The sequence below is a fragment of the Arthrobacter sp. MDT2-3 genome (genome assembly GCF_059090465.1).
The window spans coordinates 460,801-485,749 of the sequence record NZ_JBNHFS010000002.1; the positions used below are offsets into that span (position 1 = coordinate 460,801).

At 65.1% G+C, this 24,949-nt stretch carries 18 protein-coding genes; 8 read left to right on the top strand and 10 right to left on the bottom strand.

From position 1 onward, the window contains the following. Positions 1-13: 13 nt before the first annotated feature. The gene (locus AC5RUQ_RS07730; RefSeq protein ID WP_493946751.1) at positions 14-1,105 is read right to left on the bottom strand and encodes a carbohydrate kinase family protein; all 1,092 of its coding nucleotides are present in this window, start codon (positions 1,103-1,105) and stop codon (positions 14-16) included. Between the two features lie 82 nt (positions 1,106-1,187). Between AC5RUQ_RS07730 and AC5RUQ_RS07735 the strand changes: the two genes are divergently transcribed. From AC5RUQ_RS07735 to AC5RUQ_RS07750, 4 genes are all read left to right on the top strand, one after another. Next, on the top strand, positions 1,188-2,597 hold the full coding sequence (locus AC5RUQ_RS07735; protein WP_493946752.1) for a family 4 glycosyl hydrolase: 1,410 nt from the start codon (positions 1,188-1,190) through the stop codon (positions 2,595-2,597). Positions 2,598-2,673: 76 nt separating this feature from the next. Further along, positions 2,674-3,936 carry a D-inositol-3-phosphate glycosyltransferase gene (gene mshA / locus AC5RUQ_RS07740; protein WP_493947188.1) on the top strand — a complete coding sequence of 421 codons (1,263 nt, stop codon included), beginning with the start codon at positions 2,674-2,676 and terminating at the stop codon, positions 3,934-3,936. Positions 3,937-3,983: 47 nt separating this feature from the next. Next, positions 3,984-5,660 carry a formate--tetrahydrofolate ligase gene (locus AC5RUQ_RS07745; RefSeq protein ID WP_493946753.1) on the top strand — a complete coding sequence of 559 codons (1,677 nt, stop codon included), beginning with the start codon at positions 3,984-3,986 and terminating at the stop codon, positions 5,658-5,660. 789 nt (positions 5,661-6,449) lie between these two features. Further along, a complete protein-coding gene (locus AC5RUQ_RS07750) occupies positions 6,450-6,770 on the top strand; it encodes an endonuclease domain-containing protein (RefSeq protein ID WP_493946754.1) in 321 nt (106 codons plus the stop codon). Between the two features lie 164 nt (positions 6,771-6,934). Here the strand turns inward: AC5RUQ_RS07750 and AC5RUQ_RS07755 are convergent, their stop codons facing one another. From AC5RUQ_RS07755 to glmS, 8 genes are all read right to left on the bottom strand, one after another. Continuing rightward, positions 6,935-8,020 carry an inositol-3-phosphate synthase gene (locus AC5RUQ_RS07755; protein WP_430231046.1) on the bottom strand — a complete coding sequence of 362 codons (1,086 nt, stop codon included), beginning with the start codon at positions 8,018-8,020 and terminating at the stop codon, positions 6,935-6,937. Positions 8,021-8,180: 160 nt separating this feature from the next. Continuing rightward, positions 8,181-9,221, bottom strand: a complete 1,041-nt coding sequence (mgrA, locus tag AC5RUQ_RS07760; protein ID WP_493946755.1) for an L-glyceraldehyde 3-phosphate reductase — start codon at positions 9,219-9,221, stop codon at positions 8,181-8,183. Positions 9,222-9,321: 100 nt separating this feature from the next. Further along, a complete protein-coding gene (treZ, locus tag AC5RUQ_RS07765; RefSeq protein WP_493946756.1) occupies positions 9,322-11,091 on the bottom strand; it encodes a malto-oligosyltrehalose trehalohydrolase in 1,770 nt (589 codons plus the stop codon). Continuing rightward, positions 11,088-13,415, bottom strand: coding sequence for a malto-oligosyltrehalose synthase (gene treY / locus AC5RUQ_RS07770; protein WP_493946757.1), 2,328 nt, complete (start codon positions 13,413-13,415; stop codon positions 11,088-11,090). The genes treZ and treY overlap by 4 nt, the downstream gene beginning before the upstream one ends. Next, complete coding sequence (glgX, locus tag AC5RUQ_RS07775; protein ID WP_493946758.1) at positions 13,412-15,667, bottom strand: glycogen debranching protein GlgX; 2,256 nt, start codon at positions 15,665-15,667, stop codon at positions 13,412-13,414. The genes treY and glgX overlap by 4 nt, the downstream gene beginning before the upstream one ends. A 66-nt stretch (positions 15,668-15,733) precedes the next feature. Beyond that, positions 15,734-17,329 carry an NAD(P)H-hydrate dehydratase gene (locus tag AC5RUQ_RS07780; RefSeq protein ID WP_493946759.1) on the bottom strand — a complete coding sequence of 532 codons (1,596 nt, stop codon included), beginning with the start codon at positions 17,327-17,329 and terminating at the stop codon, positions 15,734-15,736. Positions 17,330-17,361: 32 nt separating this feature from the next. Next, positions 17,362-17,709 carry a holo-ACP synthase gene (locus AC5RUQ_RS07785; protein WP_013601780.1) on the bottom strand — a complete coding sequence of 116 codons (348 nt, stop codon included), beginning with the start codon at positions 17,707-17,709 and terminating at the stop codon, positions 17,362-17,364. Positions 17,710-17,915: 206 nt separating this feature from the next. After that, positions 17,916-19,802: a glutamine--fructose-6-phosphate transaminase (isomerizing) gene (glmS, locus tag AC5RUQ_RS07790; RefSeq protein ID WP_493946760.1), complete on the bottom strand. Its 1,887-nt coding sequence runs from the start codon at positions 19,800-19,802 to the stop codon at positions 17,916-17,918. A 134-nt stretch (positions 19,803-19,936) separates the two neighbouring features. Here glmS and coaA point away from each other — a divergent pair, with 134 nt between their 5' ends. From coaA to AC5RUQ_RS07810, 4 genes are all read left to right on the top strand, one after another. Further along, positions 19,937-20,902: a type I pantothenate kinase gene (gene coaA, locus AC5RUQ_RS07795; RefSeq protein ID WP_493946761.1), complete on the top strand. Its 966-nt coding sequence runs from the start codon at positions 19,937-19,939 to the stop codon at positions 20,900-20,902. A 5-nt stretch (positions 20,903-20,907) separates the two neighbouring features. Then, entirely contained in the window at positions 20,908-21,792 is an 885-nt protein-coding gene (locus AC5RUQ_RS07800; protein ID WP_493946762.1) for a M15 family metallopeptidase, read from the top strand. Between the two features lie 23 nt (positions 21,793-21,815). Further along, the gene (mscL, locus tag AC5RUQ_RS07805; RefSeq protein ID WP_493946763.1) at positions 21,816-22,220 is read left to right on the top strand and encodes a large conductance mechanosensitive channel protein MscL; all 405 of its coding nucleotides are present in this window, start codon (positions 21,816-21,818) and stop codon (positions 22,218-22,220) included. A 148-nt stretch (positions 22,221-22,368) separates the two neighbouring features. Then, the gene (locus AC5RUQ_RS07810) at positions 22,369-23,520 is read left to right on the top strand and encodes a hypothetical protein (protein WP_493946764.1); all 1,152 of its coding nucleotides are present in this window, start codon (positions 22,369-22,371) and stop codon (positions 23,518-23,520) included. Here AC5RUQ_RS07810 and glmM read toward each other — a convergent pair. Next, positions 23,510-24,871: a phosphoglucosamine mutase gene (gene glmM / locus AC5RUQ_RS07815; RefSeq protein WP_493946765.1), complete on the bottom strand. Its 1,362-nt coding sequence runs from the start codon at positions 24,869-24,871 to the stop codon at positions 23,510-23,512. The two genes, AC5RUQ_RS07810 and glmM, sit on opposite strands and share 11 nt — an antisense overlap. Positions 24,872-24,949 lie beyond the last annotated feature (78 nt).

The following is a 24,949-nucleotide window of genomic DNA, read 5'->3' on the forward strand; positions in this document are numbered from 1 at the left end:
TCGGGCCGAATAATCACGCGTCAGAGAGGTGTGCGATGGTGGCCGCTGCCCGGCGCTGGGCGGCCAGCGGAACGTCCTGGACGATGTCCGCCAGGAACGAGAAGCGCCGCAGCCACTGGCTGGTCTGTCTTTCGGGCCTGGCGTTGGCACGTTTCCACCAGTCGGCGATGTCCCCCCAGCCCGGGGCGGCAAGGGAACCTCCCACTTCCTGCACCGCGAGCGAGGCACAGAGGTTGGCGAAACGCAGCCTGTTCCCCAGCGGCCAGCCGGCCAGGCTCCCCACGATGAATGCGGCGTCGAAGCAGTCGCCTGCGCCCGTTGGATCGAAAGCCTTGACGGGCAGTGAGGGCACCCACTCCTCCTCGCCCGTTTCCGAGTCGACCGCCATGGCGCCCTGTGGCCCGAGGGTCACCACCGCAACCGGCACCCGGTCTGCCAGCGCGTAGAGAGCAGTCCAGGGATCGTCCTTGCCCGTGAATGCCATGGCCTCGCGCTGGTTGGGCAGGAACGCGTGGAAGTACTGCAGGTTGTCCAGCCGGACCGGCGCCCAGACGCCGCTGGGATCCCAGCCAACGTCCCCGAACAGCTTCACGCCCGCCTTGTGCGCCGCCATGGCCCAGGGCTCCACTTCCAGGCCCACTTCAGCGATGCCGGCGAGCGCGGGAGGCGGGTCCCCGATGAGCTCCGACGCCGTCACCGGTGGAGCATGGCCGTGGGTCACCAGGGACCGGTCCTTGTCCACGCACAGGGAGACCGTCACCGGCGAATGCCAGCCCGGAATCTTCCGCGACAGGCTGAGGTCCACGTGCTCCTGGCCGGACAGGATCTTCCAGTTGAAATCCCCGTAGCCGTCATCGCCGAAGGCCGCCGCCAGGCCGGTGCGCAGGCCAAGCCGTGCCGCGGCGATTGCCTGGTTTGCCACCCCGCCCGGGCAGCTGCCCATGCCGTCGCTCCAGATTTCTGTACCCGGTTCCGGCCCGTGCGGCAGACCGGTGAAAATGATGTCCTGGAACACCGTTCCGGCCAGCAGCACGTCGAATCCGAGGTCCGACGGCGCGCGGACGGCAGCCAGGGGGTCAAACGGGCGTGCGGGAATCGCCTCCATGTGCCGCACACTACGCCCTGCCACAGACATACGGTAGGGGCGGCCGTAGGTGCTGCGGACACCCACGCCTAGACTGCTGATTATGCGGCTTCTGATCGTCGGTGGTGGGGGTTTCCGGGTTCCGTTGATCTACCGGGCGCTGGCCTCGGGGGCCTTCACCGGTGTGGCCACCGACCTGGTGCTGTTCGACGTCGACCTTTCCCGCCTTGCCGCCATGGCAGCGGTCCTGCGCAGCATGCCGTCAGGGCAGGGCCCCCGCCTGCCGGTCCATCCCACCACCAACCTCCCGGAGGCCCTGGCGGGAACGGAGATGGTGTTTGCCGCCATCCGCCCCGGCGGCACCGCCGGACGCGTGGCTGACGAAAAAGTGGCGCAGGACCTGGGCCTGCTGGGCCAGGAGACAACGGGGGCCGGCGGCATCTCCTACGCCCTCCGGACCATCCCGCACATGCTGGAGCTGGCGCGCCTCATGAAGGAACACTGCCCCGACGCGTGGCTGATCAACTTCACCAATCCGGCTGGCATGGTCACCGAGGCACTCCTGCCGGTGCTCGGCAGGCGCGTCATCGGGATCTGCGACTCCGCGGGCGGCCTGGTGCACCGCGCGGCGCGCGCCGCCGGCGTCACGCTGCCGGAAGGAACGCTCGACGGCGTGGGCTACTACGGGCTGAACCACCTGGGGTGGCTGTACCGGCTGGAGTCCGGCGGACGGGACGTCCTTCCTGCATTGCTGTCCGATCCCGCTGCCCTTCAGTCCTTCGAAGAGGGCCGGCTGTTTCCCCAGCCCTTTCTTGCCCGCCTCGGCGCCCTTCCCAACGAGTACCTGTATTACTACTACCAGCAGGACGCTGCCCGGGAAGCGCTGCGTGCCATGCCTGAAACCCGGGGGGAATCCATCCACAGCCAGCAGCAGGAACTGTACCCGAGGCTCGCCGCGGCCAGCGGTGAGGCTTTCACCCTGTGGGAGGCTGCGCGCAGGTCCCGCGAGGAGGGCTACCTGGCCGAGGCCCGCGGGAAGGGTGAGCGCCGCAACGAGGACGACCTCGCCGGCGGCGGCTATGAGCGGGTGGCGCTGGCGGCCATGCGGGCTGTATCGGGTTCCGGGGATGCGCAGCTGATCCTGAACACATCCAACACTTTGCCTGCGGACAGCGCCGAGCCGGCCCCCGCTCAGCCGGCCGCCCCCAAAGCTGCCATTCCCGGGCTGCCGGCCGACGCCGTCGTCGAGCTTCCCTGCACGGTAACAGCCGACGGCGCGCTGCCGCTTGCCCAGCAGGCCCCCCCGCCGGAACAACTCCAGCTGCTCCGCCAAGTGAAAAACGTGGAGCGGCTGGCCGTGCGGGCTGCCACGGAGGGCGACCGCGACGCCGCGCTGCAGGCCTTCGCGCAGCATCCCCTGGTGGGGTCGGAAGAACTCGGTGCTGAGCTGCTCGCCGGCTACGAGCAGGCGTTTCCAGCCCTGGGGAGGATGTGGCGGGGCGGTACGCGTTGACACAGGAGTAGTGTTTTATCGAATGCCAGCACTCACCCGGCGCGTCAACCTGCGCCGGGAGCCGGAAGGAGGTCCCGTGGCACCGGTCCGCAGGGTGGCTTTACTGTCACTCCACACCTCCCCCATGGAGCAGCCGGGTTCCGGTGATGCCGGCGGCATGAACGTGTATATCCGGGAACTGGCCTCCGCCCTGGCGGAGGCCGGCGTGGAAGTGGAGATCTTCACGCGTGCCACCTCCGCCGGCCAGCCCGCCGTCGAGCACCCCGATCCCGGCGTATGCGTCCACAACGTCCTTGCCGGCCCCACCAGGAAGATCCCCAAGGAGGAGCTTCCCGGCCTTCTCCACAGCATGGTGGAAGAGATCGAGCAGATCCGGCAGCGCCAGCCGCACGGCCGCTACGACGTCATCCATTCGCACTATTGGGTCTCCGGGATCGCGGGTCTGGAGCTTTCCGGGCTTTGGGGCGTGCCGTTGGTGCACACCATGCACACCATGGCCAAGGTCAAGAACCTGCTGCTTGAATCCGGCGAACAGCCTGAACCGCGGCGGCGCGAGCTGGGTGAGCACCGCATCGTGGACGGCGCAGCCCGGCTGATTGCCAACACCAGCGCGGAGGCGGCCGAGCTGGTGTCGCACTACGGGGCGTCGTACGACCGGATAGATATTGCCCCGCCCGGAGTCGACCTCAGTACTTTCACTCCTGCCTTCCGGGCCAGGTCGCGGACTGAGCGGGGCATCGCTCCCGAGACTTTCCACCTGGTTTTCGCGGGCCGGATCCAGCGGCTGAAGGGACCACAGATCCTGGTGAAGGCCGCAGCCCTGCTTCGGCACCGGCGTCCCGACATCAACCTGCGGCTCACCATCCTCGGTTCGTTGAGCGGGAACAAGGAATTCAACCTCCGGCGGCTGGTTGCGGAGGCGGAGATGGACGACGTCGTCACGCAGCTTCCGCCGGTCAAGGCACCTGAGCTGGCGGCCTGGTTTCGTGCGGCCGATGTGGTGGTGATGCCCTCCTACAGCGAGTCCTTCGGGCTGGTGGCGCTTGAAGCCCAGGCCTGCGGCACCCCTGTGGTGGCAACGCGGGTCGGTGGCCTGTCGCGGGCCATTTTCGACGGCAGGACAGGACTCTTGGTGGACGGCCACCACGCCTCGGACTGGGCGGATGCACTGGAGGCGCTGTACGACGACCCCACTACCCGCGAAGACATGGGGCGGGCAGCCGCCATCCGCGCCCAGAACTCGGGATGGCAGCGCACGGCTGCCATCACGCTCGAGAGCTACCACGCCGCCGTCGACCACCATGCAAAGCAACCCCTGACGACGGTTCCCGCCCCCTGACACCCCATCCGCTCCAGCTGCCCTATCCGCTCCAGCAAAGGACAAAGATGTCTGCTACCCCGAGTGACCTCGAGATCGCCCGTGCGGCACGGATCCTGCCCATCGAGGAGATCGCGGCGGCCGCGGGAATCAACACGGAGGCGGTGGAACTGTACGGGCGGTACAAGGCGAAAATCGACCCCGCGCGGCTGGACGCGCCGCCACCCCAAGGCAAGGTGGTGCTGGTCTCAGCCATGTCCCCCACCCCGGCTGGTGAGGGAAAGTCCACCACGACGGTGGGGCTTGCCGATTCCCTGGCACGGGCGGGGCACCGGGTGATGATCGCCCTTCGGGAGCCCTCCCTTGGGCCGGTCCTGGGCATGAAGGGCGGGGCCACTGGCGGCGGGTACTCGCAGGTGCTGCCGATGGACGAGATCAACCTGCACTTCACCGGGGATTTCCACGCCGTGACATCGGCGAACAACGCCCTGATGGCACTGGTGGACAACCACATCTACCAGGGCAACGAACTCAACATCGACCCCCGGCGCCTGACCTTCAAACGGGTTCTGGACGTGAACGACCGGGCACTGCGCGAGGTGGTCATCGGACTGGGCGGGCCTACGCAGGGAGTCCCCCGCCAGGACGGGTTCGACATTACCGTGGCGTCCGAGATCATGGCAGTTTTCTGTTTGGCTACGGATCTGGCGGACCTTCGCGGGCGCCTGGGCCGGATCACGTTCGGCTACACCTTTGACCGTTCGCCGGTGACCGTGGCCCACCTCGGCGTTCAGGGCGCGCTGACGCTGCTGCTGAAGGAAGCCATCAAGCCGAACCTGGTGCAGACCATCGCCGGCACCCCTGCCCTGGTCCACGGCGGTCCCTTCGCCAACATCGCGCACGGCTGCAATTCACTGATTGCCACCCAGACGGCCCGGCGGCTGGCGGACATTGTGGTCACCGAGGCAGGCTTCGGCGCCGATCTGGGGGCCGAGAAATTCATGGACATCAAGGCACGCATCGGCAGCCTGGCGCCCTCCGCCGTTGTGGTCGTGGCAACGGTGCGGGCTCTGAAAATGCAGGGCGGGGTGGCCAAGGACCAGCTCACAACCCCTAATGTGGCCGCCTTGGAGGCGGGGGTGCCCAACCTGCGCCGGCACATCCGGAACGTGGAGAAGTTCGGGGTGCCACCGGTGGTGGCCATCAACAGGTTTGGCTCCGACTCTGCCGAGGAACTCGATTGGCTGCTGGCGTGGTGCTCTGCGGAGGGAGTACCGGCCGCGGTCGCCGATGTGTGGGGGCGCGGCGGCGGTGGCGACGGCGGGGACGAACTTGCCACCCTGGTGGCGAAGGCACTGGCCGGACCGAACGACTTCCGGCACCTCTACCCGCTGGAGCTTCCCGTAGAGGACAAGATCCGGACCATCGCGCAGGAAATTTATGGTGCGGACGGGGTGGATTTTTCCGTACCGGCCCTGAAACGGCTGGCCGACATCGAGCGGAACGGCTGGGGCGGGCTCCCTGTATGCATGGCCAAGACGCAGTACTCGTTCACTGACGACGCCTCCCGTCTCGGGGCGCCGAAGGGGTTCGTTATCCACGTGCGCGACCTCCTGCCCAAGACCGGGGCGGGCTTTATCGTGGCGCTCACCGGAGCGGTTATGACCATGCCCGGACTGCCCGCCGCCCCGGCCGCGATGCGCATGGACGTGGATGACGGCGGCAACCCAGTGGGTCTGGCCTAATCAAACGCCCCACCACCTCCCGCACCTAATTCCACAACGCCCCATCACCTCCCGCGGCCATTTCCCAAACGCCCCATCACCTCCCGCACGGCGCAGACTGACTGTGGAAAACTTCTGCAGGGGCATGGTCTTTTGGGTCACAATGCCAATATGCCCAAGCCCCTTGACCTGCCCCAGCCATTGGCCAGTGCCCCTTTCACCTTCACCTCGGCACTGGCCTTGGGCGTACCGGCCAGCAGGCTTCGCGGTCGTGACGTGGTCCATGTGAGCAGGGGGTTGTACCGCCCCTCGGATTGGAGCTTTGAGCTGGAAGCAGCGGCACGTGCGCTCTCCCAGGCATCACCAGGTGCCTGGATTTCCCACGTCACTGCCGCGCGTCTGCATTGTCTGCTGTTGCCGCCCTGGCTATCGGACTCAACGGAACTACATCTCAGCAAGCCCAAGCAGTTGCCGCAAGTGCGCCGGAGAGGCGTAACCGCACATAACGTCATAGTGAGGGAAGACGAGACTGAGTCGGTGGAGGGCATCCGGATCAGCACGCGTTCGCGATCGTGGCTCGACTTGGCCCGACGGCTATCGCTGGTTGAGTTGGTCTGCCTTGGAGATCAGCTCATTCGTATCCCTCGACCGGAGTTTGAGGGCAGATCGGAGCCCTTCGACACCTTGGACGGGCTCCGCACCCTGGTTGGGCGACACCCCAACCTTCAGGGCATTGTTCGTGCGCGGCAGGCACTTGAACTGATGCGGGTTGGGGCTGATTCCGCACCTGAAACCATGCTTCGGCTAGCCATGGCAGACGGGAACTTACCGGAACCGGACCTCCAGATTGTGCTTCGGCCGGACGACGCAGCCTCCCCTACTGCCGACCTTGGTTACCGGCACCGGCGTATCGCAATCCAGTACGACGGCGGGCATCACCTTCTTGATGCCCAGCAATTTAGCGACCGACGGCGGGACAAGGCCTTCGAATCGGCCGGTTGGACAGTTCTGGTAGTCACAAAGGACGACGCCGCAGACGGTTTCGATCGAGCCATAATGTCGATAAAGCGGCACCTTCGTACGGCACTGACGGATCATCCCTACGCGGCCGGTTTTGTCGGTGCTGGGTGAAGTAAGCCGGCAGAGTCTGCGGGAGGTGATGGGGCGTCGTGAGAAACGGTGCGGGAGGTGATGGGGCGTCGCGGAAAAACCTGCGGGAAGTGATGGAGCGTCTTAAGGGCAAGCGCTCCCCCACCCGAAGGTGAGGGAGCGCATAAGAAGCCGAAGAGCGGTGTTTAGCGCTCGAGGTCTCCGCGGATGAAGGCTTCCACCTTTTCGCGGGCGAGGTCGTCGTTGAACTGCTCCGGCGGGGACTTCATGAAGTAGCTCGATGCCGAGAGCAGTGGGCCGCCGATGCCGCGGTCCAGGCCGATCTTGGCGGCGCGGATGGCGTCGATGATCACGCCGGCCGAGTTGGGTGAATCCCAGACTTCCAGCTTGTACTCGAGCGAAACGGGGGCGTCGCCAAAGTTGCGGCCTTCGAGGCGGACGAAGGCCCACTTGCGGTCATCGAGCCACTGGACGTAGTCGGACGGGCCAATGTGGACGTCTTTGGCGGCCAGCTCAGCTTCGACGTTGGACGTGACGGCCTGGGTCTTGGAGATCTTCTTGGACTCCAGGCGGTCGCGCTCCAGCATGTTCTTGAAGTCCATGTTGCCGCCGACGTTCAGCTGATACGTGCGGTCCAGGGTGACGCCGCGGTCCTCGAAGAGCTTGGCCATAACGCGGTGCGTGATGGTGGCACCGATCTGGCTCTTGATGTCGTCGCCCACGATCGGCACGCCGGCGGCGGTGAACTTGTCAGCCCACGCCTTGGTACCGGCGATGAACACCGGCAGGGCGTTGACGAAGGCAACCCCGGCGTCGATGGCGCACTGGGCGTAGAACTCGGCAGCTTCCTGCGAACCAACCGGCAGGTAGCACACCATGACGTCAACCTTGGCGTCCTTGAGTGCCTGGACAACGTCTACAGGCTCTTCGTTGGACTGCTCGATGGTCTCGAGGTAGTACTTGCCGAGCCCGTCGAGGGTGTGGCCGCGCTGGACGGTTACGCCGGTGGGCGGTACGTCGGCGATCTTGATGGTGTTGTTTTCGCTGGCCAGGATCGCATCGGCAAGGTCAACGCCAACCTTCTTGCCATCTACGTCGAACGCGGCGACGAACTCAACGTCACCCACGTGGTACTGGCCGAACTCGACGTGCATCAGGCCCGGGATCGTGGCCTTGGGGTCTGCGTCCTTGTAGTAGTGGACGCCCTGGACCAGCGAAGCGGCACAGTTTCCTACGCCGACAATTGCAACACGAATCGGATGTGAAGACACGGAACTCCTTTGAGAACAAACGTCAGCCGGCCGGGATCCGCTGCGACTAAAGTACGACGGCGGCCGGCAGGCTCGGCGCCGCGCGGCGCCTTTTCATAGTACCCAACAGAGCGGGACAAGGGCTTGTTCCCCTGTCCCACTCCCTGGGATGGCAAAGAAACTAGGCGGGCTGCTTCCAGAGGTTGATGTCCGATTCCACGGCGAATTCGTCGATGGCGTTCAGCTCATCCTCGGTGAACTCGAGGTTGTTGATGGCGGACAATGTGTCCTCCAACTGGCGGACGCTCGAGGCCCCGATCAGTGCGGATGTGACAGGCGAACCCTTCGGCTGGTCCCGCAGGATCCAGGCGACGGCCATTTGCGCCAAGGACTGCCCGCGGCCCTCGGCGATGCCGTGGAGTCCACGGATCCGGTGCAGCTTTTCGTCCGTGATGGCGTCCTCGGACAGGAACCGGGCCTTGGCTGCACGCGAATCAGCAGGAACACCGTTGAGGTAGCGGTCGGTGAGCATGCCCTGGGCCAGCGGCGAGAAGGCGATGGAACCTGCCCCCACCTGGTCGAGTGCCTCATAAAGATTCGGCGAACCGTTTTCGGTCCACCGGTTGAGCATGGAGTAGCTGGGCTGGTGGATGAGCAGCGGCGTCCCGAGGTCCTTCAGGATACGGGCCGCTTCCAGGGTCTGCTCCGGCGTGTAGGAAGAGATGCCGGCATAGAGCGCCTTGCCCGAACGCACTGCGTAGTCCAGGGCCCCCATGGTTTCTTCCAGCGGGGTCTCGGGGTCCGGCCGGTGGCTGTAGAAGATATCCACGTAGTCCAGTCCCATCCGCTGCAGCGACTGGTCCAGGCTGGAGATCAGGTACTTGCGGGAGCCCCATTCACCGTAGGGGCCGGGCCACATGTAGTAGCCGGCCTTCGTGGAAATGACGAGTTCGTCCCGGTAGGGCTTGAAGTCGTCCTTGAGGTGGCGGCCGAAGTTGGTTTCGGCGGAGCCGTCCGGCGGGCCGTAGTTGTTGGCGAGGTCGAAGTGGTTAACGCCCAGGTCGAAGGCACGGCGAAGGATGGCGCGCTGTTCGTCAAAACGCTTGTCGTCGCCGAAGTTGTGCCACAGGCCGAGCGAGATCGCCGGAAGTTTCAGGCCGCTGCGACCAACGCGGCGGTAGGGCATGGAGTCGTAGCGGTTTTCCGCCGCGGAATAAGTCATACGTTCCATCCTGCCAGTTGTGACCGGCGCTACAGATAATGGCCGTAAAGTTACGCCGCAGGCTGACACAGCCCGCGGCGTAACTCTCCAGCCGACATAGTCAGGATTTCAGGATGGCGGCACTCCAGGGCGCCAGGGCGAGGGCTTCGCCGTCAAGGCCGGTTCCCTCATCCGTCGCCAGCAGGACCGACCCGGAAATGTCCTCCAACCGGACCTTGGCATCCGAGAGGTTCAGCAGCACCTCAACGCTGCCGCGGCGAAAACGCAGCCAGCCCGCGTCGTCGTCGAACGTCACGTCCGTCTCCCCGAAGCCAAGCCCGGCGAGCTCGGTGTGTTCCCGGCGCAGCGCCGTCAGGGAGCGGTAGAGCTCCAGAAGCCGGGCGTGGTCGCCGCCGGCGGCTTCGTCCCAGTTCAGCTTGGACCGGCGGAAGGTCTCCGGATCCTGGGGATCGGGCACGACGGCGGGGTCCCACCCCATGCGCTCAAACTCCTTGATCCGGCCCTCGGCAGTGGCCTTGCCCAGCTCCGGTTCCGGATGCGAGGTGAAGAACTGCCATGGGGTGCTCGCTGCAAACTCCTCCCCCATAAACAGCATGGGCGTAAACGGTGACGTCAGGGTCAGCACGGCTGCCACCGCCAGCTGCCCGTAGGACAACGACTGCGAAAGCCTGTCCCCCGTGGCCCGGTTGCCGATTTGGTCGTGGTTCTGGTTGCACACCACGAGAGCGGCCGGGTGGGCCAGGGCGGCATTAATGGGCCGGCCATGGTGGCGTCCGCGGAAGCTGGAGTAGCTGCCGTCGTGCAGGAAGCCGTCCTTGAGGACCTTTGCCAACACGGCCAGGGACTGGAAGTCCTCGTAGTACCCGGTGGTCTCGCCGCTGACGCTCACGTGGACGGCGTGGTGGAAGTCATCGCTCCACTGCCCGGCGAGCCCGTAACCATTGGCGTCCCGGGGGTACAGCAGGCGCGGGTTGTTCAGGTCCGACTCGGCAATGAGCGTCTTGGGCAGCCCGGTCTCAGCCGAGACGGCATCGCCCAAGGCACCGAACTCCTCCAGGATGTGCACGGCACGCTCATCGCGCAGCGCGTGCACGGCGTCCAGCCGCAACCCGTCCACGTGATAATCCCGGAGCCAGAGCGCGGCGTTGTCCAGGATGTACTCCCGCACCACATCCGAACCGGGGCCGTCCAGGTTGACCGAGTCGCCCCAGGTGTTGGCGTCCCCCTGCTTCAGGTACGGACCGAACTTGGGCAGGTAGTTGCCGCTCGGGCCGAGGTGGTTGTACACCACGTCCTGGATGACGCCCAGGCCCGCGGCGTGGGCTGCGTCCACAAAGCGCTGGTAGGCCGCCGGCCCGCCGTAACCCTCGTGGACCGCGTACCACTGAACGCCGTCGTAGCCCCAGTTGTGGGTGCCGTTGAAGCCGTTAACCGGCAGCAGTTCCACGAAGTCGACGCCGAGGTCCGCCAGGTAGCCCAGCTTTCCGGCTGCGGCGTCCAAGGTGCCCTCCGGGGTGAAGGTGCCGACGTGGAGTTCGTAGATAACCGAACCCTGAAGCTCCTTGCCCTTCCAGGCACTGTCCTGCCAGGCATACGCGGCGGGGTCGAACGTCCGGGAAAGCTCGTGAACACCGTCGGGCAGGCGCCGCGACCGCGGATCGGGCAGCGGGTGGCCGTCCCCGTCCAGCAGGTAGCCGTAGTCCACATCGCCGTCCCCTGGAGCATCGGGGGCAGTCCACCAGCCCTCCGAGCCGGGCGCCGTTTCCTTTTTCAGCATGGGATACTGCCGGCCGTTGGCCACCAGGATCACCGAACTGGCATCGGGAGCCCAGACATCGAAGCGCTTGGGCCCACCATTAACGAGGGTCATGCCTTTTCTCCATCCACCGGTACGAGCAAAGCCACCGGGTAGGTACCCAGGACGTCAGCCACCGAAACGGCGCCCGGCCCGTACCCGGCACCGGTGAGCTCGTCCCGCACAGGGACGGGGAGGTCGACGGCGGTGTCCCGCCATCCGCCGTCGGCCGCCAGCCCCGCCGGAAGCCGGGTGGCCAGCGTCATGGCTCCGGGAGTACCGTCCGCGCCGCGGTGGAACGCGAGCAGGTGTTCTGCACCGGCACCCGAGGCGGCAACCGGGGTGTAGCCCTGGAACAGTTCGGGCCGGTCACGGCGGAGCCGAAGCGCCCGGGAGGTGACCAGGAGCTTGCTGGTTTCCGTGCCCGCAGCAGGCAACTCACCGGCGTCGAGCTTTGCCAACTCCTGCTGGCGGACCGCAAAGTCCACGGGCCGCCGGTTGTCGGGGTCCGTCAAGGACCTTTCCCAGAACTCGCTGCCCTGGTAGACGTCCGGGACGCCGGGCATGGTCAGCTGGACCAGCTTGGCGGAAACGGAGTTGGACGCGGCGTAGGCGTCAGTTTGTGCCACGAAGTCCTCCACCACCTTGGTGACGCGCTGGTCGTCGAACGCAGCGTCCACTGCCGCCTTGACGGAGGACTCGAACTCTTCGTCCGGGTCTGTCCACGTGGTGGAGTTGCCGGCCTCGCGGGCTGCCTTTTCCGCGTAGCCCTGGAGCCGCTCCCTGCTCGCCGGCCAGGCGCCGATGATGGCCTGCCAGAGCAGGTTCTCGTAGGGCCCGTCCGGAATCGGGGCAAGCTCGCGAAGAGTGTTCAGCGTGGCCGTCCACTCCTGCGGCAGTTCGGCAATGACCGAGATTCGGGCCCGGGCATCCTCGCTGCGCTTGGTGTCGTGCGTGGACATGGTGGTCATCGACAGCGGAAGTTCCTCCTGCCGCCGACGCATCCGGTGGTGGAACTCCTCCGGAGAGACGGCGAACTCCGTCGGTTCGGCCCCCACCTCCGTCAGCGTGCCAAGCCGGGTGTAGCGGTAGAACGCCGTGTCCTCCACACCCTTGGCCATCACCATGCCGGAGGTCTGCTGGAAGCGCACCGCGATCGGGTTTGCAGGGTCGAGGAGCAGCGGCAGCAGCGTGCCGACGGCAACCTCCAGCTCGGGCCGGTGCGCCGCCGCAGATTCGCAGGCTTCCTTGAGGATGCCGGCGCCCGTGGGCAGGTACGTCCGGTAAACCGGGAAGGCCGCGATGATTTCGGCGATGGCATCAGCGGCCTGTTCCACGGAAAGCCCGTAGGAATCCGGAACCAGGCGTGCCAGGCGCTGCACCTCGGAGCGCAGGATGCCGTCCGCGATCATCCGCTTGGTGCCCCGGATCATCCCGGCGTAGTCAGCAGGAACCGCAGAGCCCCGCAGCTTGGCGTCCAGGTCATCAAGAACCTGCTCGCCTGCGGGATCAACGAAGATCCGGTCCACGTCAGCCAGTGCGTCATAGCCGGTAGTGCCCTCGGTGGCGAAGTCCTGGGGCAGGGCTTCGCCCGGCTCCAGGATTTTTTCTACCAGGACGTAGGCTCCGCCGCTGAGGTCCTTCAGCCAGCGCAGGTAGCCGGCAGGGTCCGCCAGGCCGTCCGGGTGGTCAACCCGGAGCCCGTCCACGAGTCCCTCACGGAACCAGCGGCCAACTTCGGCATGGGCTTCCTCGAAGACGTGCGGGGTCTCCACCCGGATCCCGGCCAGCGTGGTAACGGCGAAGAAGCGCCGGTAGTTCAGCTCAGCGTCGGCGCGGCGCCAGTCGATCAGCTCGTAGTGCTGGCGGCTGTGGACCTCCTGGGGGGTGTCGCCGTCGGAATACGTTCCCTCGGCGATCGGGAACCGGTGGTCGTAGTAGCGGAGTTCACCGTCCTTGACCTCCAGCTTGTCCAGGTCCTCACCGGAGCCAAGCATGGGCAGCCGGATTTTTCCGCCGGCCAGCTCCCATTCGACGTCGAAGGCTTCGGCGTAGGGCGAGCCCTGCCCTTCCTTCAGCAGGGACCACCACCACGGGTTCTGGGCCGGCGTGGCAACGCCCACGTGGTTGGGCACGATGTCCACGAGGACACCCATGCCGTGCTCGCGGGCTGCCTTGGACAGGGCCAGCAGGCCTTCCGGGCCACCCCGGTCCGGATCCACGGCGGAGGGGTCGGTCACGTCATAGCCGTGATCCGAGCCCTGCTCCGCCGTCAGGATGGGGGAAAGGTAGATCCAGTCGACGCCCAGGTCCTTCAGGTACGGGACCTTGTCCGCGGCGTCAAACAGGGTGAAGCTTTTGCGGATCTGCAAACGGTAGGTGGATGCCGGGACCCTCACTTCTCGGTCGCCTTCCGCTCCCCAATCTTCGTGGTTTTCCCTGGCTCAGCCACCATGGGGGTGCTGAGGGATTCGGTCTCGCTGGTGGAGGTCTGCGTGAGCGCAGCGAGGGAAGCAGCGACCGAGTGGTCGGGCTCAACTTCCTCGACGGTGTGGGCGCGCAGGACCACCAAGGACTTGGCCTCGACGGGCAGCGCTTCCCCGGCAGAGACGGGCTCTGTGTCTGCGTTCTGCCCGGCGGTGTCGATGATGACGTCCCAGGCGGGTGCGAACTCATCCGAGGGCAGGGTGAACTTCACGGTGTCGTCATGGGCGTTGAAGTACAGCAGGAAATTGACGTCGGTGATCCTGCGGCCGCGGGTGTCCTTGCCCTGGATGCCGTCGCCGTTCAGGAAGACGCCCACGGACCGGCCAAAGCCGCTGTCCCAGGCTTCCGGCTTCATGATCTCGCCGTCCGGGTCAAGCCATACGATGTCCGGCAGGCGTTCGCCTTCGCCCCGCAGGACGGGCCGTCCATCGAAGAACCGGCTGCGGCGGAAGGTGGGGTGCTTGGCGCGGAGTGCGTTGACCGCTGCCGTGAACTCGATCAGCGGCTGGTCAATGCTTTCCCAGTCGATCCAAGTCAGTTCGGAGTCCTGGCAGTACCCGTTGTTGTTGCCCTGCTGGGTGCGTCCCATCTCGTCGCCGTGCAGGAGCATGGGCACGCCCTGGGAGAGGAGCAGGGAGGCGATGAAGTTCCGCTGCTGGCGGGCCCGCAACGAAAGGACCTCGGGATCGTCGGTGGGGCCCTCGACGCCGCAGTTCCAGGACCGGTTGTGGGATTCGCCGTCGTTGTTGCCCTCGCCGTTGGCCTCGTTGTGCTTCTCGTTGTAGGACACCAGGTCCGCGAGGGTGAAGCCGTCGTGCGCAGTGACAAAGTTGATGGACGCCACGGGACGGCGGCCGGAGTGCTCGTACAGGTCCGCGGAACCCGTAATGCGGGAGGCGAATTCGCCCAGGGTGGCGGGTTCGCCGCGCCAGAAGTCGCGGACGGTGTCACGGTACTTGCCGTTCCACTCCGTCCACTGCGGCGGGAAGTTGCCCACCTGGTAGCCGCCGGGGCCGACGTCCCAAGGCTCGGCGATGAGCTTGACCTGGGAGACAACCGGGTCCTGCTGAATGAGTTCGAAGAAGGTGGACAGCTTGTCCACGTCGTAGAACTCACGGGCAAGGGTTGAGGCGAGGTCGAAGCGGAAGCCGTCCACGTGCATCTCGGTGACCCAGTAGCGCAGGGAGTCCATCAGCAGCTGCAGGGAGTGGGGCTGGCGGACGTTCAGGGAGTTTCCGGTGCCGGTGTAGTCCATGTAGTGCTTCTCGTCGCCCTCCATCAACCGGTAATAGGCGGCGTTGTCGATGCCCTTGAAGGACAGTGTGGGGCCCAGGTGGTTGCCTTCAGCGGTGTGGTTGTACACCACGTCCAGGATGACTTCGATGCCGGCTTTGTGCAGTGAACGGACCATCGCCTTGAAGTCCTGGACCTGCTGGCCGGTGTCACCCGTGGAGCTGTAGGTGTTTTGCGGCGCGAAGAAGCCAATGGTGTTGTAACCCCAGTAGTTGTTCAGGCCCTTGTCCTCCAGGGTGCCGTCGTTAACGAACTGGTGCACGGGCATCAGCTCGATGGCGGTAACGCCCAGCTTCTGCAGGTGTGAGATCACGGCTGGGTGCGCCACGCCGGCGTACGTCCCGCGCTGCTCCTCGGGAATCTCCGGGTGCAGTTGGGTGAGGCCCTTGACGTGGGCTTCGTAGATGACCGACTGGTGGTAGGGAATCCGCAGGTTCTGGTCGCCGTCCCAGTCGAAGAACGGGTTGATGACCACGCCCATCATCATGTGGCTGGCGGAATCCTCGTTGTTGATGGAGTCCGGATCGCCCAGGTTGTACGTAAACAGCGATGGGTCCCAGTCCACCTGGCCGTGGACGGCCTTGGCATAAGGATCCAGCAGGAGCTTGTTGGGGTTAAAACGGTTGCCGGAAGCAGGATCGTAAGGGCCGTGGACACGGTAGCCGTACTTCTGGCCGGGCTGGACCTGCGGGATGTAGCAGTGCCAGACGTAGCCGTCCACCTCGTCAAGCTGGTAGCGGGTCTCCACGCCGTCGTCGTCAAAGAGGCAGAGTTCAACTTTTTCGGCGCGTTCGCTGAACAGGGCAAAGTTGGTGCCGGTTCCGTTGAACGTGGCGCCAAGGGGATAAGCCGATCCAGGCCAGACTTCCATAATGCTCCTCTTTGTGATTCGGCAGCCGAAGGGCATGAGCCTTCTGCTGCCGGTGCGAACTAATGCCTACCGTAACGGCTGGGTGTGACTATTACGTTTCCGGACCCCAGAGTTACTAAGCGTGCTTACTTTACCCCAAACATGCGGTAAGGCGTCGGCGATTCCGCCCGCAGCGATCGGCCCGCCGAAGCAGGCGTCCGACGCCGCCCTCCCGGCGCGGCCATGCAGCGCGGCTCCCAGCGCGGCCATGACAGCCCACCGTACCTCCTCTTTTACGCCTAACTTCTGGAAGAGCCCGACGTCGGGACCCGCCTGCGCGAGCAGCGCACCGATGACGCCCGCCAGCACGTCGCCGCTGCCGGCAGTGGCGAGCCAGGGCGTTCCGTCGGCCTGGCTGTAGACATCCCCGGTCGGCGCGGCCACCAGAGTGGTGGCGCCTTTGAGCAGGACGGTGGCTCCGGTCAGCTTTGCAGCTTGGCAGACGGCGCCGAGGGTCCCGGCTTCCACTGCAGCGCGGTCCACCTCAACCCCCAATCGCTTCAGCAGCGCGGCGAGCTCGCCAGCGTGAGGGGTCAGCACCACATTCGGGGCGAGCGCATCGGGAAGGGCGGGAAGCGCACCGGCATCCGCCACCACAGGCAATCCGGACTCCACGGCGTCACGGGCGCGCTGCAGCTGTTCGTGGTCTTCGGGTCCCATACCGGAGCCCACCAGCCACGCCTGGACCCTGTTTTCAGCCACGGTGCCGGTACTGCACACCACTTCCGGGCAGGACTGCCGGATCAGGTCAGCGACCGCGGGCGGCCCGAGATAGCGCACCATACCGGCTCCCGCAGCAAGTGCACCGCGGCATGCCAGGACGGCTGCGCCGGGATAATCTGCGGATCCCGCAACCACTCCCAGGACTCCGCGGGAGTACTTGTGGGCACGCCGGGCAGGATTGGGAAGGAAGCCTGCGATGTCTGGATCCTCGAGCCGCCGCAGGATGCTGCGTTCAAAATTGTCCTCGATGCCAATAGGCACCACTTCTACCCTGCCGGCATGATCTGCGCCGGGATCCGCCAGCAGGCCCGCCTTCGCCGCCCCGAAAGTCACCGTCACATCCGCAGGCAGGACCGGCCCGGACACCTCCCCGGTATCAGCGTCCACACCGCTGGGCAGGTCGCACGACACCACTAAACCGGGGGCGATGTGTCCATCCCGGGCATCGGCGATGGCCTGGACCAGGGTTGCCGCACTCCCCCGCAGCCCGCCTTTCGCACCGGTACCCAACACAGCATCGATCACGACGCCGGTGCGCGCCGCTTCTGCGGCAACTTCGCCAAGTGCTGCGTCCGTGAGGTGGCGCACCCGTCCGCCGGCACCTTCAAAAGCAGCCAGCGCCTGGGGATGTGCCGAATCTGCGGTAAGCACCGCCGTCGTACGCATGCCCCGGGCGGCGAGGAAGGCCGCGGCGTAGAGGCCGTCCCCACCGTTGTTGCCCTTGCCGGTGAGCACCACAAGGCTGGAGCCGTAGATCCGGCGGCCGCGGGACTGGAGTTCCCTGACGATGGTGTTGGCCAGCCCATGGGCTGCGCGCTGCATGAGGACGTTTCCCAGGCCGGCAGCCAGGAGGGGCTCCTCGGCTTCCCGGACTTGGGTTCCGGTGTAGGCGCTGATCACGTTTGTCGGTGGCGCGGCGGGCCGGTTCCGGTTCAGCCTTCGGCCAGGACCGTAGCCGTGGCAATGCCGCCGTCGTGACTGATCGAGAGATGCCAGCGCTTGACGCCCTTGGCCTCGGCGACCGCCAGCACCGTGCCCTTGACCTGGACGGTGGGTCCGTTGTGATCCAGGCCGATCCAGCAGTCCTGCCAGTTCATGCCAGCGGGCGCACCGAGGACCTTGGCCACAGCTTCCTTCGCGGCGAACCTCGCAGCCAGTGACCGTGTGTTCAGCTCCCGCTCCGCAGGGACGAACAGCCTGTCCCGGAGGCCGGGGGTGCGCTCAAGCTGGCGGCCGAACCGCTCGATGTCTACAACGTCTACGCCTATGCCAACAATCATGCGGCCATTCTACGGTGACACTCCTGGGCTCCCGCGCCGCAGCGCGCTCGACAGGAATGCGTGGTTATTGGGCCCTCAGCTTAATGGCTGCCCTGTAATTCCGGGGGCTCCTGCCGCTGAGGCCAGCAAAAGTCGCGCGAACAGGTCCAAAAAAAGCTGAAGCCCCGGGCTCTCTGCCCGGGGCTTCAGCTGTAGATCAGAACCAGCTACTCGACCGTGACGCTCTTGGCGAGGTTGCGGGGCTGGTCCACGTCGTAGCCCTTGGCTGCGGCGAGTTCCGCGGCGAAGATCTGCAGCGGGACGGTGGTCAGCAGCGGCATCAGCAGGGTGGGGGTTTCGGGGACGTAGAAGACGTGCTCGGCGTAGGCCTTGACCGCTTCGTCACCTTCCTCGGCGATGACCAGGGTGCGGGCGCCACGGGCGCGGACTTCCTGGATGTTGGAAACGACCTTGGCGTGCAGCGAGTCGCGGCCGCGCGGGGACGGGACCACCACGAACACCGGCTGGCCTTCATCGATCAGGGCGATGGGGCCGTGCTTGAGCTCGCCGGCGGCGAAGCCCTCGGCGTGGATGTACGCAATCTCCTTCAGCTTCAGCGCACCTTCGAGGGCCACCGGGTAGCCGACGTGGCGGCCCAGGAACAGCACCGACTTCTCGTCAGCCATGGACCGGGCCAGCTCGCGCAACGGCCCTGCGTTGTCCAGGATCTTCTGGATCTTGGCCGGGATCTTGTTCAGGTCCGCGAGGACGTCCTTGATCTGGCCGGAGAAGATGTTCCCGCGCAGCTGTGCCAGATACAGGCCCAGCAGGTACGCGGCGGTGATCTGCGCCAGGAATGCCTTGGTGGAGGCCACAGCGATTTCCGGGCCCGCGTGTGTGTACAGCACGGCGTCGGATTCACGCGGGATGGTGGAGCCGTTGGTGTTGCAGATCGAGATGGTCTTCGCGCCCTGCTCGCGGGCGTACCGGACGGCCATCAGGGTGTCCATGGTCTCGCCTGACTGGCTGATCGAGACCACCAGGGTGTTCTCGTCCAGGATCGGATCCCGGTAGCGGAACTCGTGTGCGAGCTCCACTTCGGTGGGGATCCGGCACCAGTTCTCGATCGCGTACTTGGCCACGGTGCCGGCGTATGCGGCGGTGCCGCAGGCCAGCACGATGATCTTATTGACCTGCTTCAGCCGTTCAACATCGATCCGCAGCTCATCCAGGGTCAGCTTGCCGTTGATGTCCGAGCGGCCCAGCAGGGTCTGCGCCACGGCGTCGGGCTGGTCATGGATTTCCTTTTCCATGAACGAGCTGAAACCGCCCTTTTCCGCCGAGGCGGGGTCCCAGTCCACGTGGTATTCCTTGCCCTCGGCCGGGTTGCCGTAAAAGTCGGTGATCTGCACGGTGTCCGCGGTAATGGTGACGATCTGGTCCTGACCCAGCTCCACGGCGCGGCGGGTGTAGTCGATGAAGCCGGAGACGTCCGAACCCAGGAAGTTCTCCCCTTCGCCCAGGCCCACTACCAGGGGCGAGTTGCGGCGGGCGGCGACGACGACGTCGGGCTGGTCCGCGTGGACCGCCAGCAGGGTGAAAGCGCCCTCGAGGCGCTGGCAGGCCAGCTCCATCGCGCGGGTCAGGCCGCCGTCGGAGGTGTCCCCGCCCAGCTTGTTCCGGAAGATATCCCCCAGCAGCGCCGCGGCCACCTCGGTGTCGGTCTCGGAAAGGAACGTTACGCCCTTATCCAGCAGCTCAAGCTTCAGCTCGGCGAAGTTTTCGATGATGCCGTTGTGGATCACGGCGAGCTTGCCGTCATCAGCCAGGTGCGGGTGCGCGTTCCGGTCCGTCGGACCACCATGGGTCGCCCAACGGGTGTGGCCGATCCCGGTGACGGTCTCCGGCAGCGGACGGGCCTCCAGCTCGGCAATCAGGTTGCTCAGCTTCCCCGACTTCTTACGGGACTCAATCAAACCCCGGGACACCACAGCGACCCCTGCGGAGTCATAGCCCCGGTACTCCAGGCGCCGCAGTCCCTCCAGGACAACATCCAGCGCACTGTGATTCCCGCCGTTATCAGAACGGCCCACGTATCCTACGATTCCACACATAGGCTCAAGACTATCGGCAGGGGTGCCTCGGACTTAAACCAAGCGCTGCCGGGAGCCGCCTCTGTTGCATGCTCGCGGGTGTGAGTGCGCGCCCGCATTTCGCTCTCGGCCGGGCTGGGGGCAGAATCTCTAAAGTGACTGTGCAACGCAATGACGCGAACGGCGAAGGCGTCTCCCCGTTCGTTGAGCTGGACCGGCAGACCTGGTCCCGGCTCGCCGATGAGATGGAACAACCTCTTAATCAGGAGGATATCGACCGTCTCCGCGGCCTTGGCGACCCCCTGGACATCAAGGAGGTCCGGGAGGTTTACCTTCCGCTCTCCCGGCTCCTGCACCTGTATGTTGAGGCCGCCGGCCAGCTTCACGCGGCCACCACCACCTTCCTGGGCGAGCAAACCCAGCGCACTCCGTTTGTCATCGGCGTGGCGGGCTCGGTCGCCGTCGGCAAGTCCACCATCGCCCGCGTTCTCCGCGAAATGCTGCGCCGCTGGCCTGGCACCCCCAATGTGGAACTCATCACCACTGACGGTTTCCTGTACCCCCTGGCTGAACTGAAGCGCCGGCAACTGATGGAGCGGAAGGGCTTTCCGGAGTCCTACGACCGCCGGGCGCTGCTGCGCTTTGTGAGCGAAATAAAGAGCGGCGCTGAGGAAGTCCGAGCTCCCTGGTATTCCCACGTCACCTACGACATCGTTCCGGGCAAGGAAGTGGTGGTCCGCCGCCCCGACGTGCTGATCGTGGAAGGGCTTAACGTCCTGGCACCGGCACGGCCGCGGCATGACGGCCGGCAGGGGCTGGCCCTGAGCGATTTCTTCGACTTCTCCATCTACGTGGATGCAAAGACTTCCTATATTGAGGAATGGTACGTGGACAGGTTCCGCAAGCTCCGCACCACGGCGTTCGCGCAGCCGGAGTCTTACTTCCACCGCTACGCAGCCCTATCCGACGAGGAAGCGGAGAGCACTGCCCGGGATATTTGGAAGCGGATCAACGAGCCGAACCTGGAGGAGAACGTCCTCCCGACGCGTGGCCGCGCGCAGCTGGTGCTCACCAAAGACGCGGACCATTCCATCCGCCGCATGCTCCTTCGGAAGGTTTAGCACAGGTGTGCTACGACTGCACCCCGTCCGAAGCTTCCGGGCAGACGGCGACCAGCCGGCGCACCTTCGCCCGCTTCCTAGCGGCCGGGGCAGGACTCACTGTTCTGGCTGCGTGCACGCCGGAAGTGCCCGGGGCGGCTGCGCCGTCGTCGAGCACGCCTTCTGCTTCACCTTCGCTTTCTCCGTCGCCCTCCGAATCTCCCATCGCGACGGCGGAAGCCACGACGGCGGCTCCCCCGCCTCCGGAACCGTCCCCGACACCGTCGCCCTCCTCCGCTTTGCCGCGGCAGTTCTCCCTCACCGACCCTGCCAGCCCCTGGCTGGTGGTCAACAAGCACCGGCCGCTGATCCCCGCAGACTATGTCCCGGCTGACCTGGTGCGGCCGGCCGTGGCCATGACCGTCTCCGGCGAGGCGGCCCTGCTGAACAGTACGACGGCGGCCGCGGCCGAGGCGATGTTCGCGGCGGCCGCGGGGGACGGGGTGGCCATGGTGCTGGCAAGCGGGTACCGCTCCTACGGCACCCAGGTGGCCACCTACAACGGCTACGTCGCCTCCCGCGGCCAAGCCGATGCCGACACGGCAAGCGCGCGGCCCGGCTACTCGGAACACCAGACCGGCTGGGCATTCGACATCGCGGACGGCGGGGGTGTGTGCGGTTTCCAGCCGTGCTTCGCGGACCAGCCCGCGGCCATATGGGCGAAGGCGAACGGACACCGGTTCGGGTTCGTGGTGCGCTACCCGTGGATGTTCCACCCGATCACGGGGTACTACTACGAGCCGTGGCACCTGCGGTACATCGGCGTGGACGCCGCGACCGACATGGCTGCGCATGGAATTTTCACGCTGGAGGAGTACTTCGGCGTGGGGGCGGCGCCGGGGTATCCCTAACGCGATGCGCTAGCTTGGTTCCTATGCTGACTGGATTCAAGAATTTCATTATGAAGGGCAATGTTGTTGACCTTGCCGTCGCCGTCGTTATTGGAACCGCCTTTGGCGCGGTAGTGACGGCCCTCGTGAATAAGGTACTCATGCCTTTCATTGCCGGGCTGACAGGTTCGCCGAACTTCGACAGCTTCGCAAGAGTGAACTTTAACGGCAACTTCATCGAGTTTGGCGTGCTGCTGACTGCCATCGTGAATTTTCTGCTGGTTTCCGCGGCGATTTACTTCGTTGTGGTGATGCCGATGAACCTCATGATCGAGCGCCGCAACCGCAGGCTGGGAATCGGCCAGGACGTAAAAAAGGAGTCTGCAGAGGACCCGCAGATCGCGCTGCTGACCGAGATCCGGGACGCGCTGACAAGCCGCACCCCCTGACGCGTTGAATAACGCCAGCGGCCCGTCTCCTTATGGAGGCGGGCCGCTTTGCTGTTCAGGGACTGCGCCTTTACGCTTTCAAAACTAACCACCGGTTGACATGCCTGCTATTCAAACCGAATGATAAGGAGATGGGGAGAGAAAGAGTTTGACGTCCTTGGACATGCGGCAACACAAACATAAAATTCCTACTTCGGCCGCATGGTTTTTGGGAAGTCTTGCGATGGCGTTGAGACTCGCATTGTTCCCTTTTGAAAGCGAAGATTCGACGATATACCTTCTGCCTTGGATGCAGGAGTTCCGCAACAACGGTGCGGCCGCTCTTGGCGGCGAATTCTCGAACTACAACTTCCCCTACCTGCTCCTCATGTACCTCAGTAGCCTGTTGCCCATAGAGCCCATATTTGCTATCAAGCTTGTTTCTTTGCTGGGCGATGGCCTGCTTGCAATTTCAACAGGGCTCATCTTCCAGCAATTCCGCTCTAGCCGACTCCACTCCGTAACGGCTGCGCTGCTGGTCCTCTTCGTGCCCACTGTCTTGATCAACGCCAGCATGTGGGGGCAGTGCGATGCCTTCTACACCTCCTTCCTGCTGTTGTCTCTCCGAAGTCTTTTACGCAATGATGGCCGCGGTGCATGGTTGTGGTGGGCCACTGCAATTGCATTTAAGCTGCAAGCAGTCTTCTTCTTTCCAGCCCTGATCGCCATTAGCCTTCGAAATCGGTCGGGCGTTCGATGCCCTGCCATGGCGGCTGGTCTGTGGTTGTTGCTCAGCATTCCCCCTGTGCTGTTCGGCCGATCTTGGCTCAGCACGCTCAGTGTGTATATCAATCAAACTCAGGAATACCGCTTGGTCGCGGGCGCGGCTAACATCTACACGTGGTTTCCGACAGTTACCGCAGAGCAAGGCAGAATCCCAGCAATTGTCATTTGTGGTGTTGGCCTCATGGTTGCGGCTGTGGGTTATTGGAGGGGACCTGACTCAGAGGACCGTCGCGTCCTCTTTGCTATCACAGTCGTCGCTCTTTGCCCCCTCCTACTTCCACAGATGCATGACCGCTACTTTTTCGCGGCAGAAGTGATGTCATTACTCGTTCTGGGGCATGGAAAGCTGCACCTTACACCCTGGCTCTTCGCCAGCACTGGAGCATTTGTCTATGTTCTCTATTTCTTGAGCAACCAATATGCTTGGCCGCTTATTCTGGCATCTCTGGTCCAGTGTTTCGTGGTCGCCAAGCTCTTACGAACACTTTGGCGTTCGACGTCAACTCCAGCTGACCTCGCAACTGTCAATCAATAACCAGTTCGAGGGCCAGCTCCGCACGGACCACTTGGGCAAGGTGTTCGGCGATGGACTGGGCGGTCTCTTCGTCGGCAGCTTCTACCATTACGCGCACCACGGGCTCAGTACCGGAGGGGCGGAGCAGGACGCGGCCGGTGTCACCGAGGGCGGCTTCAGCCGCCGCCACAGCCTGAGCGAGGACCTCGTTCCTCTTCACACCCGCGCGGTCCACACCCTTTACGTTGATTAGAACCTGGGGAAGCTTGGTCATCACCGTGGCGAGTTCTTTGAGCGGCTTTCCGGTCAGGGCAATCTGGGCTGCGAGCTGCAGTCCGGTGAGCACGCCGTCCCCGGTAGTGGCGTGGTCGGCGAAAATTACGTGGCCGGACTGTTCTCCGCCCAGGTTGAAGCCGCCGTCGCGCATTTCCTCGAGGACGTAGCGGTCCCCCACTGCGGTTTCGCGGATGCTGATGCCCGCTTCGCGGAGCGCGATCTTCAATCCGAGGTTGCTCATAACAGTTGCCACCAAGACATCGTCCCTGAGCTTGCCTGACGCCTTCAGCGCCACGGCGAGGATGGCCATGATCTGGTCGCCATCCACTTCGTTGCCCTCGTGGTCCACGGCGAGGCAGCGATCTGCGTCGCCGTCGTGGGCGATTCCCAGGTTGGCGCCGTACTTGACGACGGCCTCCTTGAGGGGACCAAGGTGGGTGGAGCCGACGCCGTCGTTGATGTTGTGGCCGTCCGGGTCAGCACCGATCACAATGACGTTCGCGCCGGCGTCCTTGAAGACCTGGGGCGAGCAACCGCTGGCAGCACCGTGGGCGCAGTCCAGAACCACCGTAAGTCCGTCCAGCCGGTGCGGCAGGGTCTGGAGGAGGTGGACGATGTAGCGGTCCTCCGCGTCCGAGAAGCGCTGAATGCGTCCCACATCGGCGCCGACCGGGCGCACCGCCTCCTTGGACATCTGCGCCTCGATGGCGTCCTCCACCTCGTCCGGGAGCTTCTGGCCGCCGCGGGCGAAGAACTTGATGCCGTTGTCGGGCGCAGGGTTGTGGGAGGCTGAGATCATGACGCCGAAGTCAGCGTCCAGGTCCGCCACGAGATAGGCCGCCGCCGGAGTGGGGAGGACGCCCGCGTCGTAAACGTCAATGCCGGAGCTCGAGAGTCCGGCCTCCACCGCCGCGGCAATGAATTCACCGCTTGCCCGCGGATCGCGGGCTACAACGGCGCGCGGCCGGGACCCGTTGGATTTGCGGTCATGGCCGAGTACGACGGCGGCCGCCTGGGCCAGCTGCATAGCGAGCTCCGCAGTCAACAGACCGTTCGCCAGCCCCCGGACACCATCAGTTCCAAATAATCTAGACACCGGTCAAGTCTAGAGGATGGGGCGGGTGACACCTGCGTAGGTGGCTTGCCCTCACCGCTTCTACTTGCTGAGTACCTG

Bases quoted from the DNA above. Each gene is read 5' to 3' on its own strand.
- AC5RUQ_RS07730 (WP_493946751.1), bottom strand. From the start codon at position 1,105: ATGGAGGCGATTCCCGCACGCCCGTTTGACCCCCTGGCTGCCGTCCGC.
- AC5RUQ_RS07735 (WP_493946752.1), top strand. From the start codon at position 1,188: ATGCGGCTTCTGATCGTCGGTGGTGGGGGTTTCCGGGTTCCGTTGATC.
- AC5RUQ_RS07745 (WP_493946753.1), top strand. From the start codon at position 3,984: ATGTCTGCTACCCCGAGTGACCTCGAGATCGCCCGTGCGGCACGGATC.
- AC5RUQ_RS07750 (WP_493946754.1), top strand. From the start codon at position 6,450: ATGGCAGACGGGAACTTACCGGAACCGGACCTCCAGATTGTGCTTCGG.
- mgrA (WP_493946755.1), bottom strand. From the start codon at position 9,221: ATGACTTATTCCGCGGCGGAAAACCGCTACGACTCCATGCCCTACCGC.
- treZ (WP_493946756.1), bottom strand. From the start codon at position 11,091: ATGACCCTCGTTAATGGTGGGCCCAAGCGCTTCGATGTCTGGGCTCCC.
- glgX (WP_493946758.1), bottom strand. From the start codon at position 15,667: ATGGAAGTCTGGCCTGGATCGGCTTATCCCCTTGGCGCCACGTTCAAC.
- AC5RUQ_RS07785 (WP_013601780.1), bottom strand. From the start codon at position 17,709: ATGATTGTTGGCATAGGCGTAGACGTTGTAGACATCGAGCGGTTCGGC.
- glmS (WP_493946760.1), bottom strand. From the start codon at position 19,802: ATGTGTGGAATCGTAGGATACGTGGGCCGTTCTGATAACGGCGGGAAT.
- mscL (WP_493946763.1), top strand. From the start codon at position 21,816: ATGCTGACTGGATTCAAGAATTTCATTATGAAGGGCAATGTTGTTGAC.